At 38.1% G+C, this 12466-nt stretch carries 9 protein-coding genes; 4 read left to right on the top strand and 5 right to left on the bottom strand.

Translation table 11 applies throughout. The annotated features are described in order from the left end of the window. The 3 genes from F960_RS22820 to F960_RS23110 form a co-directional block, all read left to right on the top strand. A partial coding sequence (locus F960_RS22820; protein ID WP_004861724.1) for an Ig-like domain-containing protein occupies nucleotides 1-4131 on the top strand: 4131 nt, incomplete at its 5' end. A 109-nt stretch (nucleotides 4132-4240) separates the two neighbouring features. Then, nucleotides 4241-5152: a helix-turn-helix domain-containing protein gene (locus F960_RS07740; protein WP_004861722.1), complete on the top strand. Its 912-nt coding sequence runs from the start codon at nucleotides 4241-4243 to the stop codon at nucleotides 5150-5152. A gap of 359 nt (nucleotides 5153-5511) precedes the next feature. Then, the gene (locus F960_RS23110; RefSeq protein ID WP_004861719.1) at nucleotides 5512-5637 is read left to right on the top strand and encodes a KGW motif small protein; all 126 of its coding nucleotides are present in this window, start codon (nucleotides 5512-5514) and stop codon (nucleotides 5635-5637) included. A 310-nt stretch (nucleotides 5638-5947) separates the two neighbouring features. Here the strand turns inward: F960_RS23110 and F960_RS07735 are convergent, their stop codons facing one another. Continuing rightward, nucleotides 5948-6880, bottom strand: a complete 933-nt coding sequence (locus F960_RS07735) for an IS5-like element ISAba12 family transposase (protein ID WP_020846600.1) — start codon at nucleotides 6878-6880, stop codon at nucleotides 5948-5950. A gap of 109 nt (nucleotides 6881-6989) precedes the next feature. Between F960_RS07735 and F960_RS07730 the strand changes: the two genes are divergently transcribed. Then, nucleotides 6990-7349 (top strand): hypothetical protein, encoded by a 360-nt coding sequence (locus F960_RS07730; RefSeq protein ID WP_004861715.1) that lies wholly within the window; start codon nucleotides 6990-6992, stop codon nucleotides 7347-7349. Nucleotides 7350-7401: 52 nt separating this feature from the next. Here the strand turns inward: F960_RS07730 and F960_RS07725 are convergent, their stop codons facing one another. From F960_RS07725 to F960_RS07710, 4 genes are read right to left on the bottom strand one after another with little or no spacing between them, the layout of a single operon-like run. Next, entirely contained in the window at nucleotides 7402-8511 is a 1110-nt protein-coding gene (locus tag F960_RS07725) for an ABC transporter permease (protein ID WP_004861713.1), read from the bottom strand. Further along, complete coding sequence (locus F960_RS07720; RefSeq protein ID WP_004861711.1) at nucleotides 8508-9638, bottom strand: ABC transporter permease; 1131 nt, start codon at nucleotides 9636-9638, stop codon at nucleotides 8508-8510. The genes F960_RS07725 and F960_RS07720 overlap by 4 nt, the downstream gene beginning before the upstream one ends. Next, entirely contained in the window at nucleotides 9639-10805 is a 1167-nt protein-coding gene (locus F960_RS07715) for an HlyD family secretion protein (protein ID WP_004861710.1), read from the bottom strand. It lies immediately after the preceding gene. Nucleotides 10806-10820: 15 nt separating this feature from the next. Continuing rightward, nucleotides 10821-12323 carry a TolC family protein gene (locus F960_RS07710; protein WP_004861708.1) on the bottom strand — a complete coding sequence of 501 codons (1503 nt, stop codon included), beginning with the start codon at nucleotides 12321-12323 and terminating at the stop codon, nucleotides 10821-10823. Between the last annotated feature and the right edge of the window lie 143 nt (nucleotides 12324-12466).

The following is a 12466-nucleotide window of genomic DNA, read 5'->3' as shown; positions in this document are numbered from 1 at the left end:
GTTCCAGAAATCACTGAAAATGGCACAAGTTTGTCAGGAACTGGCGAGGCTGGTAGCACGATCATCGTGACGGATGCGGATGGCAATACCTCTACAACTGTGGTGGATGAGAATGGTCATTGGACTTTCTCAGAAAATCCATTAACAGAAGGTGAAGTCGGAAGTATCGAAGCGATTGACACGAATGGTAATGAGTCTGGTGAAGTTGAGTTAATAGGTGGTGATCAACACGTTGATATTCCAGAAATCACAGAAAATGGTACAAGCTTGTCAGGTACAGGCGAAGTCGGTAGCACGGTTACAGTGACAGATTCTAAAGGTAATACTTATACGACTGTGGTTGATGAAAATGGTAACTGGAATTTCCCTAAAAATCCGTTGGCTGAAGGTGATAAAGGTACGATTGAAGCAACTGACAAAAATGACAATGAGTCTGGAAAAGCTGGACTGATTGGTGGAGATCAAACTCCACCAGTCGCTCCAGAGGCTCAACTGGCAAATGATACAGGCGTAATTCATACCGATGGCGTGAGCAGTGATGGTACGGTCAATGTCAATTATCTAGAAGATACGGCAACTTGGTTCTATAGCTTGGACGGTGGAAAAAATTGGACTCAGGGAACTGGTCATCAATTTGTTATACCTGAAGGCGAATACGCGGCAGGTCAAATCCAAATGCGTCAAACAGATGAAGCTGGATATTCTAGTGAAATCACTTCGCTTGGACATATTGTGATTGATAGCAAAGCTCCAGCACAGCCAGTTGTAAGCATCAATGCGGAAAATACATTATCAGGAACAGCTGAAGCTGGTGCAGTCGTGATCTTAACTTTGGCTGATTCTAGCAAAGTAAGTACAACTGTAGACGCTGATGGAAAATGGAGCTTCGGACCAAATCCTTTAGCGAGTGGCGAAACTGGTCAACTCACCGTAGTGGATCTTGCAGGAAATACCAGCCCAATAGCACCGACTGGTTCATGGATAGCGGTAAGCTATGCATCTGAAGCACAAATTTTTGGTTTCTATGATAATTATGGTACTGAGCAAGGTTTAAATAAAACTTCTGGTACTGTAACAGATGACCGATCACCAACGTTGCAAGGTAGCATAAATGGTGAGTTAAAAGCGGGTAGTCAGGTTGCGATTATTGATACCACGACAGGTATAATTGTTGGATATGCAACTGTTGATGCTGATACTCAAACTTGGACTTTTGAGATCTCAGGTTTAGTTGATCAATCTAGCCAGAAATATCAAGCTGTGATTGAAAATAAAGATGGTACACGTGGCAATGTTTCAGACGCTTTTGAAATTAAAGTTTCACTTTCATTAATCGTTGACAGCATTAGCACTGTAGATAAAACGCCGATTATCACTGGATCAATTCATGGTGAAATTGCAGTAAATGAATATCTAGAAGTGACTGTAAATGGTGTGACTTATTCCTCTAAAAATGGAGCGGTAGTACTCGATACAGAAAGTGGTCGTTGGTATCTACAAATCCCTGAAAATGCAGCTTTGAGTGTCGGGAAATATGATGTTCAAGCGATATTAAAAGGTAGTGCAGGCAATGTCGCTCAAGATCATACAAGTAATGAAGTCGTCATTACAGAGCCGACAAGTACCGCTTCGACGCTTGATTTAAGTAGTGCAAATACGTCAGACATATCTACGGCTGTGACTTTGGGTGAGGATGGTGTTTGGAGAATACTGACAAATGGCACTGTATTTGATCAAAAAGCTGTTAGCTCAAGCAATATTTATGATTTGTCTAAGACCACATTGACAGATGCGAATGGAAATACTCAATATTCATCATCATTTGTCGATATAGATCGTGATGGATTGATGGATATTTTGGGTGAAGATTCGAACTTTGTAGATGGGCAACAGTCTTATAAGTACGACGGCACTAAATACACGACTTTCCAAATTGGTGCGACTGATGATCGTAATAGTAATACGCATGCTGCGTATGGCTCAGTTGTCATTGTTGATCTAGATGGTAATGGTTATGGTGATATTGTATACGGCGCTTATGCACCATCATATGAATCTTATTACAATCTAGGGAGCGGTTTCATCAACCCTGATTATAGTTATTTGGGTAGTCAGTTTGATACTTCGATTGTTTTTAATACCAACGGCACGATTGCAGGATTTGATAAAACCAATCTCTATGTAGATAACAAAGATTTATATCCTACAGGGGCTTCATCAACTGATGTGACAAGTACTAGCGGCAATGCACAGCCAGATAAAGAGGTAGCAGGTGTTGACCTCAATAACGATGGTTATGTCGATATTGTTTATCATGGTACGACAGGAAGCAATAACGGTACGGTAACAGGTACAACATCAGGAGTTTATAGCTCAACAAGCCCAGACCGCTTAGTCGTACTCTCTAACAGCGTCAATGCATCAGGCCAAACAGTATTGAAATCGACTCAAGTCGTGACAGGTGTATTTAAAGGTTTGGATGATAGTAGTACTACATCGAGCCGCATAACTACAATGACTTGGGCTGATCTTAATGGTGATGGTTATATGGATCTGGTTATGGCAGGTTCGGGCACAGCCTCAACGAGTTCAAATTATGCTGCGACACGTATTTTCTATAATGATGGTACAGGCAAATTGACAGCTGGAGAAAACCAAGTTGGTATAGGCTCTAACGTACAAACTCTAACTGACACAACTAACAGTAATATTTCTTTAGCATTGGATTGGAACTGTGATGGCAAGATGGACTTTGTTGAGTTTGCAGGTGTTTCGCATAACTCGACTGACTATGCGGCAGATACAACGAATCAAGGTCTAGTCTGGTTAAATGGTGGAGTGAATTCATCAACCAAACAAGTCAACTGGACTTCACAAAACATATTGAAACAAGCAAACCTAAGCAATACACAATATGTAACGGGTGTACTTTCAGTCGATTTGGATTGGAATGGTGTACAAGACCTGATCGTATTTAGAGCAGGTGGTGGAGCATCGAGTTATATTCAAAACACGACGAAAATCCAAGATGGCACCAGCATTATTTTGAGGATTTTGGATCAAAATGGTGTCAATGCATACTTTGGTAATACCGTAGCATTGATTGATGAAGCGACAGGTCAAGTGGTAGCAACACAAATCATCAATGCTCAATCGGGTACGGTGAATAACTCGACAGGACTGGTTTATTTCTACGGCTTAGATGCAAGTAAAACCTATAGTGCGGTGATCCTGGCAAATGGTAAAGATTATGGCGGTATCATCAATTATAAATTGGGTACAGATCGCACTATCGTGAACTACAACGAAACTTGGGGTGGCTTAAAAGCTGTAGCCGCAAATCATGCTTATGTCTTGACCACAGAAAATGGAGATAAGGCTGCAAGTACAGCTGCTGCGACAGATGCGACGAATACAACGGGTATTGTAGGTACAGGTTATAACGACACGCTTTATGCAACAGCAGGTCAGCATATCTACAATGGTGGTGGCGGAAGTACAATCGTTTCAGGCGAGACTGTATGGTCAAGCACAGGCGGCATGGACATCATTGATTATAAATTGGCTGTAACTAAATCTCTAAATGTTGATCTGTCATTGACGACTGCTCAAAACACAGGATTTGGTATCGCTACACTGATCAATATCGAAGGTGTTGCTGGAGCTGGCGGAAATGATGTCTTCACCAATAATGGTAAAGATAACAGCTTCGAAGGACGTGGTGGCAACGATACGTTCAACCTTATTCATCATGGTGGACATGACACCCTGATTTATAAAGTTCTAGATAGTACTGATGGTACAGGTGGAAATGGCGCAGATAGCGTTAAAGGATTTACGGTTGGGCTATATGAAGCCAATACTGATGCCGATCGCATTGATCTTAAAGATTTATTGGTCGGCTACCAAGCGGATCAAGATGGTGCGGCGCATTACCAAAACGGTAAAGCCACAATTGATGCCAACGACACAATTGAGCAATTCTTGCGTGTGGTATATGACGGTCAAAACTCATATTTACAGATTGATCGAAATGGTACAGGTGGGCATTACCAAGACTTGTTGGTGATCCAAGATGTCAAAACTGATTTAGCAACTTTGTTAGCTAACCATCAAATCATCATTGCATAACATACTTTTGAATCATCTACTCCTTCGGGAGTAGATGGCTCGTGCTTACAATTTGAAAATTTTTATTTTTGAACATATCTCCCAGTAAACGTGTCATAAAGAGTTTTTCATGGAAAATACACATGATGTTTATCGTAAATTTACGCTGTCTAAAAATTCGGATTACGACATAATTCAATCTTCGTTTGGACATTTCAATGTGTTCAAACGAGATGCTTGTTCCTTTTTAACCCCATATAGCCGTCGAGATTATTATAAGATTTCATTGGTCATGGGAATGGGGGAATTACACTATTCAAACCGCTGGATCAAAGTTGACCGACCAGCATTATTATTTTCAAATCCTGTCGTTCCTTATGCTTGGGAAATGACATCAAAAGACCAGACAGGTTGGTTTTGCTTATTTACAGAGCAATTTATCAATCAGGAATCGAAGCAGAGTGTATTAAAAGATTCTCCACTATTTAAAGTAGATGGTGATCCTTTATATTTTTTAAACGATTATCAGGTCAATGAAATCTCTTTGATTTATGAAAAAATGATGCATGAAATGCATTCTACCTATACGTACAAATATAATGTACTTAGAAATTATCTGCATTTGATCGTACATGAAGCAATGAAAATGCAGCCCAGCAGCAATTTTGAAAGGCAGGGCAATGCATCATCGAAGATTTCACATTTATTTTTTGAATTGTTGGAGCGTCAATTTCCAATTGACTCACCTAGCTATCAATTAAAACTGAAAACTGCAAATGATTATGCCTATAGTTTATCGATACATGTCAATCACTTAAATCGTGTGATTAAAGAAGCAACCGGTAAAACGACTTCTGAACATATCGGTAATCGAATCACTCAAGAAGCTAAAGCTTTATTGCAATATAGTAATTGGAATATTTCTGAAATCGCACATAGCTTAGGTTTTGAATACCAAGCATATTTTACCAATTTCTTTAAAAAGAATACGGGATTGTCACCGAAAAGATTTAGAGAAATTATTTTTAATCAACAAGTTTAATTTGGATTTTATAAGTTTTTAAAAATCTGAAATAAAAAAAATGGTAGCCACTTGGTTAAGGGCTCGGCTACCATTATTAACTGAGAATTTTATGATATTTAAATATTTGCATATATTCATGCACTGATAGATCCATTATGAAGCAATAAATAAAAAAGCCATATCACTGAAATTTGTGATTTTTAATGCTTTTTATCATCTGCTTAGCAAGCATAGAAACTTTGATGGTATTTGAAACACAAAAATTATTACAACTTGCAACTTGGATAAGTTAAAATAAATCAGTAGATTAAATAAAATAACAAATAATGGAACAAATTTTGCTACTGTATTGTTCAAACAATGAATGAGGTATCAAAATGATAAAATCTGTAAAATATGACACGATTGATAAAATAGCTTTAAGGCAAAAGGGTTGGATGTGGTTCCTATTCGTCATCACATTACAATTGCTATTTGTATTTATAGGGATGTTGTTTCGATAGGCTATTTTGATAAATTTAAGCCTAGATAACGACATTAAATATTTTCAAATTAACTATTTGTTTAATTAGGAAAAATGTATTGTCTAAAAGAATATCGAACTTTTTATAAAATTTAGTTTCATCATCACGTAATAAAGGATAGAACTCAGTTGTAGAAATTGCTATATTTATAAACAAGATGCACATTGAATATAAGAAAGTTTTGATGAAAAGAATTGGCGTAGTCGCTGTTTGTAGTTTAGTTTTTTTAATCGCATGGGCTTTGTTGCACAAAGATTTGAAATGCAAAGCGCCCCTAATTGAGCCAAATTTAAGGCGTAACTTGGGTAAGTGGGCGACCTAATTCCGTAAATCTGTTAAGGACTGCTACACGTGCATGGATCTCATTCACTTGGCTATCAAAACTCCTTGCACTGAGTTTATCTCCTAATAATTTGATGCAATGCATCTTAGTTTCAACCAAACTTCGCCGATGATAGCCTGACCATTTTTTCCATAGTGTCCTGCCTAAACGTTTAATTGCTCGAAGTAATTCATTTCGCTCTAGCGAGCTACTCTTTGTATCTTTCCATGGTTTCGCATTTTTTCTAGGTGGAATCACCGCATGCGCTTGCCGATCTGCAATGACCTGACGGCATTGCTTGGTGTCATAAGCTCCATCGGTATAAACAGAGTTAATCTGCTCATCTTGTGGAATCTGATTAAGTAAATCACCAAGCACCTGTGAATCACTGATATTATTGGTTGTAAGCTGAACTGCTCGTATTTGTAGGGTTTTAGCATCTATACCAATATGAAGTTTACGCCATTGGCGACGATATTCAGGTCCATGTTTCTTGCGTTTCCATTCGCCCTCACCTAGAAACTTCATGCCTGTAGAGTCCATGAGTAGATGCAGCCCATCGCTACTTTTTTGGTAGCTGATTACAATATCAATATGCTTTTGTCTTCTACAAAGCGTGGTGTAATCTGGAGCTATCCAATTTAATCCGCAAAGTTTAATCAGACTTTGCACAAAGCCAGTGACCATACGTAAAGACAGACGGAATAAGGATTTAATCATTAAGCAGCATTGGATGGCTGCGTCGGAGTAGGTTTGATTTCGCCCTTGTTTGCCTTTTGATGGAGCATACCATTGCGTAGCAGGATCAAACCAAATGGCAATATTTCCGCGACTCATGAGTGCTCGGTTATATGCGGGCCAATTGGTTGTACGGTAGATTTTGTGTGCAGGCTTCTTCATTTGAAAATTATATCGCTGAAAAACCCTTTACAGATAGGTTTGTGCAACAAAGCCAATCGCATGTGAAAAAATTAGCGATTATACCATCGACCAGATTGAACACCCAAGTTTGTCTATTTCTAGTCATCAAGAAACACGCATTCATGAATTGGTCTATCAGATCCAATCTCGCAATATTGAAGCATTGAAGAACAGTGTAACTCCAGAATTACATGAAAAAATCGTGACTGAACCAAAGTATTTAGAGCAATTATGCAGTTTATTACCCGAAGCAAAAAGCCTGAAAAATAAAGAATTGATCAGTACCAGTGAACGTATTTTAGATCGAGATGATCGAAGTTTTGAAGTGCTCTATAAATTGAGCTATCCGACAGATCTGGTTTATTTACAGATCAAATTTTCAAAGAACAACAAGAGAAGTTTGGTTGATGATATTCAAATTAGTAAAGTGGCAAAAAGCAAAGCCTAAGCCACTATTGCGTTCATGAGATAACGTGATTTATAGCATAAATGATAAAAATTTAAGTCCGTGCTTTTATAACCAAACGGTAGTAGGCGAGAGTCAGTAAAACAATGGCTGCAGCAGCTAGATAGATCAATTTTGGAACCACTACAAAAGTGGGTACGCCCATTTGATTTAGCTGGACAAACATTTGGATACCGTTGGTTGAAGGTAAGCACCAAGAAAGCCATTGCATCAGTTGCGGCATAGCTTCAAGCGGCCAAGCACTCCCTGAAAGTAAAAATAGCGGTATAGAGGTAAATACAATCACATGACCAGCACGTTCTGAAATATCTAAAAAAGAAGCAAAAAACATGGCAAGTCCGATCACAGCACTTAAAAAAATGGGTATAGCGATGATCATTCCCCAAAAATTACCACCACGTGGATAATCATTGAGCCAAAAAGTAAAGCCAAATAAATAGAGACAACCGAATGTTCCAATGGTCAAGGCTGTCGCAAATACTGCAAAAAATTCAGCAGATTTTGGTTTCCATTTTTTTTCACGATAGGATGCAATCAGCATACATAGACCAAGAAAAATGGTTTGATGGATAATTAGTGGCGCAACGGCTGGAAAAATGTAGCTTCCATAGCCTGAAAGTGGATTAAATAAGGGGATTTGATGTATAGGCAAGTCGACTTGAAAATGTGAAATTTCCGTAAATTTTTGAGCATAATCGACTAAAACATTTTCAATAGAAGTTGCTATGCCAACGCCTGCTTCTTTGGTTTGCAGAAAATAAGCACTACTCAAATATAATCCTATACCACCTGATTCACCACGACGGATACTTTGCGATAAATTGTCAGGGAGCAATAAAATTACTTGTGCTTTTTGTTCGCGAATGAGCTGTTTTGCTTCAAGGAAATTACTAGTAATTGCTTGAATTTTCACATTCGGACTTTTTTCTACAGCTGAAATGACTTGATTGCTGAGCTGACTTTTTTCTTCATCAACGATGACAATGGGTATATTTTCAGCTTTTTCACCTTTATAGGCGATTGGATAGAAAAAACTATACAGAAATACAGAAAGAATCATCGTTGTTAGAATTGATGAATTGCTGAAAATATTTTTAAAAGTCTGCAAATAATATGAGAAAAATTGTTTGAAAAATGCTTTCATATTTCAGCTCCTTTTAAATATTTTTTTAGGAGTAAACTTGAAATAAGGAAGTAAAATACAACATAGGCCAATAATATCAATAAGGCGACAATTGATACCCAGATAGGACTGCCTACAACCCATTGCTCGGTTTGCAATTTTGCATAAGGCGTAAAGGGAATAATATTGGACCAAAATTTAGTGAATGTTGGAGCATTATTTAAAGGCAAGGTCACGCCAGCAAAGCTCAGCGAAGAACCACCGTAGACTGCGATAAAGCCAAAAGTTTTAGCTAAATCTTTGGTTGCGAGTACGACTGTTGAGCTGATAAAGGCATAGGCGGTATAAAGTAAAAATTGTGCCAATAAAATCAGCCATAAACTGCCTGCGATGAACCATCCACGAATTTCAACCAGCCAAAACATCCAGATCCATGTCCAAAAACAAAAAATCATGACATAGAGCATAATTTTTGCGAATAGGGCAGACATGACATTTTGTTGTCCAATCCATGATTTAACAGTTTTGTATTTTAATTCTTGCCCTACAGCAAATGCCACACAGCAACAGAGCAATAAATGTAAAATCGCTGGAATCATAAAGGGTTCAAGATAAAGCTCATAGCTCAACGTTGGGTTGAATAGTGGCGAAACTTTGATATTGGCGGTGGGGATGTCGATGTAGGGCATACTATTTTTTAAATAATCCTGCCCACTAAATTCAGCCATACCTTGTAAGGTGCTGACCAGCATTGCAGATGAAATCGTATTACCAATACTAAAAAATGACTGATTATAGGCGATACTGATTTGGGCATCTTGCCCATTGACCAAACGTCGTTCAGCGCCTGAAGGAATGTAGATGTATCCCCAGACTTTGGTTTGATTAAGTAAAGTTTCAACTTCATCGGGATTGTTGGCGATAGTCGCAATCTCTAGTCCTTGATTTAGACTGATATATCTCGTGATAGTTCTACTTAATTCACCATGATCTTGATCAATAATCGCAATCGGTAAATGCTCAGGTTTACCTGCATAAAACATGCTACTGAACATCACAATGATCAAAAGCGGGGCAAGTGTGACTAGACATAAGTCCCACTTATGCCTAAGCAAATAGACAAGTTCCCGCCACATACAAGCCAACATTTATTTTGACTCTTGGATTTTAAAAATTACGCTCATCCCAACTTTTAGATCTTTGATTGGTTGAACTGGAACTAAGTGCAATTTAAAGCTACGAATATCATAACCACCTGTTTGACGTGTTGTTTTGATTGTCGCGAACTCGCCTTCGGCATCGATATTTTCTATTTTAAACGTCGCATTTTGCTGCAATGCCGGAATATATCCTTGAAGTGTTTTACTCTGATAGACATGTGCATATTGATCCTCTCTCACATTCAAAATCACTTTCGGATGTTGATCTTGGATGATACTCACCACAGGTACACCTGAAGCGACCAGCTCGGAAACTTTGCCGTAAGTTTTGGAAATCGTACCCGCAGTAGGTGCGAACAATTTTGTTTCGGCTTCTAAAGCATTTACTTCGTTAACTGCTGCTTTAGCAATTTCTACTTGTGCATCCGCAGTCTGCTTTTGTTCAGGCGTACTACCACGTTTTGCACGTGCATATTGTTGATAGGCAGCTTCGGTTAATTGACTTGAGGAAAGGGCAGCAGCTTGCATTTCATCACGACGTTGTCTAGAAATGACCCCTTGACGATATAAGTTCTCACCACGTTGGAATGTAGTTTGAGCCAGATTTTGCTGTGCTTTAAGGCTTTGCCAATTTGCATATAAACTATCGATATTTTCTTGTTGGGAACCACGATCAGCAGTAGATTGTAGAGCAAGTGCAGATTGTAAGCTGGCTTGTGCTTGCTGTTTTTTTGCATCAACTTCAGGGCTATAAAGTCTGACTAGCGGTTGATTTTTTTCAACCTTTTGTCCTTCAGTGACATAAATTTCTTCGATGCGGCTCGGCACTTTGGTGCTGACATATAGGCTATCTGCTTCAACTCGTCCTTGTATATCGACCATTTTCGGTTGATAACTTTTCCAAAGTCCAAAAGCAATCAATGCCAATAAAATCGCAAGAATAATCACAGCTGCAATAATGAGAATTGGTTTCTTTTTATTTGATGGTGCGTGCTGTTGCGTGGTCTGGTTTTGTGTTGAATTTTCACTTTTTATTTCAGATGAATGTTTATCTGCATTTTCATGATTTTGTGATGTGACATTTTGATCATTTTCAACTAAAGATGAAGATTGATCAGTTTTGTCATTGAATGATGAGTTTTGATCTTGTGACATTTTCTGCTCCATCTCTTAGCGGATAAAATCGGTATTGGCTTGATTTGTATAAACTTTAAATTGGCTAATCGAACCATTGCTTTGCAATAAGGTCGCCAGTGAAATGACATATTTAAATGCATTTATTGCCATATCAGTCTTGACCGTCATTAAAGCATTTTGTGCATCAATCACTTGATTTGGTGTAGCCATTCCTTCTTTATAAGACAATTCTTGAATGCGAAGATTTTCCGTAGCCGCCAAAATATTTTGTTTAAGTAAAATCTGGCTTTGCTGTGCAGAGGTCATTTCACTAAAGGATTTATAAATGACATTTTCAATTTCTTGTTTGGTTCGCGCCGTCATTAACTCTGAAGCATAACGTTGTAATTCAGCAGCTTGCATATTTTTATTTTTATTTACACCATCAAAAATATTGTATTTTGCAACAACCCCCACGATCCAATCTTGTTGGTCATCGAGACTATATTCTCCAAAAGCAAACAGATTTGGACGCTTAGCCGCTTGTTGAATTTTGACATTTTGTTCGGCGATGCGAGTATCCATTTGCAGTTTTTTGACTAAATTTGAACCTTCAGGATATGACTGCAAAAGTTGTTGTAAAGATTGATCATTTTGATTATTTACAAATAAGGGGGTACTCAAGCGGTCAATATTTTTTTTATTTAATAAATTATTCAAAGTAAATTGGCTGGCTTGCAGATTGGATTGTGCATTTTGCAGCAAACGCAGGGCATTATTACGAGCAACTTCAAATTGCATGCGTTGCCCTTTGCTGATAAATCCTTGTTTTTCAAGTTTTAATGCACTGTCATAATGCTGTTGCGCAGCCGTATAATTGAATAGGCTTGCATCCAAAAGTTGTCGTTGCAATTGCACATTGAAATAAGCTTGGATCATTTCAAAACGTTGTGTGTCTTGTTGTTGATGGTGATCGATTTGACTACGTTCAGCTTTGATATTGGCGACAGTTTTACTGCTACTAATCAGACCACCCGTATATAAAGGCATGAGTACTGAAATAGAGGGTTTAACCACTTCATCTTCAAGCACGACATTGGATTTGTCTGGGAAAAGTCCGATACCACTATGAATGGTTTGGTTGAGTCCTTGTTGTAAGGGATCTAAAACCCCAGACGGGATACTGCCTTCAAATCCAGATAATTTATCATTGATCCCCTGAGATAGGGTTTGTTCCAAATTGCTTTTAAATTTATCCAGTGGAATATCGACTTCGCTATGAAATTTATACGCTCGTACATTTAGATCCACACGTGGTAGACCTAAACCTTTGATCGCTTCACTTTGCAGTTGTGACGCTTTTGATAAGGCTTCGCTGGCTTGAGATGTATATGAATTTTCTAAAATTTCTTGCTCAGCTTGGGCATAACTTAAATCTTCTGCCAAGGTGTTTGTACTCAAAAAACCAGTACACAATAAACATGCAAATGTTAGCGACTTAAAATTCGCAAAAGAAAGGAAATTGCGTCTAGCTGTGGTATAGCATTTATTTGTCATAGTTTTCGGCAACTTAAATTTATTTTGTGAAACTTTATTTGAATTATAACGATTAAAATTAGAGTTTTTAACTCATTTTGCGATCTTTATTACATCATAAAGGATGTAATATTAGTATGATAATATTTTAGTGATGTTGGTGA

This window comes from Acinetobacter gerneri DSM 14967 = CIP 107464 = MTCC 9824 (assembly GCF_000368565.1).
GTDB lineage: Bacteria > Pseudomonadota > Gammaproteobacteria > Pseudomonadales > Moraxellaceae > Acinetobacter > Acinetobacter gerneri.
Note: the sequence above shows the minus strand (reverse complement) of the source record. Positions and strands in the feature narration are given on the sequence as shown.

Coding starts and splice junctions, on each gene's coding strand:
- F960_RS07715 (WP_004861710.1), bottom strand. CDS start 10,805: ATGTCACAAGATCAAAACTCATCATTCAATGACAAAACTGATCAATCT.
- F960_RS07720 (WP_004861711.1), bottom strand. CDS start 9,638: ATGTTGGCTTGTATGTGGCGGGAACTTGTCTATTTGCTTAGGCATAAG.
- F960_RS07735 (WP_020846600.1), bottom strand. CDS start 6,880: ATGAAGAAGCCTGCACACAAAATCTACCGTACAACCAATTGGCCCGCA.
- F960_RS07710 (WP_004861708.1), bottom strand. CDS start 12,323: ATGACAAATAAATGCTATACCACAGCTAGACGCAATTTCCTTTCTTTT.
- F960_RS23110 (WP_004861719.1), top strand. CDS start 5,512: ATGATAAAATCTGTAAAATATGACACGATTGATAAAATAGCTTTAAGG.
- F960_RS07725 (WP_004861713.1), bottom strand. CDS start 8,511: ATGAAAGCATTTTTCAAACAATTTTTCTCATATTATTTGCAGACTTTT.
- F960_RS07740 (WP_004861722.1), top strand. CDS start 4,241: ATGGAAAATACACATGATGTTTATCGTAAATTTACGCTGTCTAAAAAT.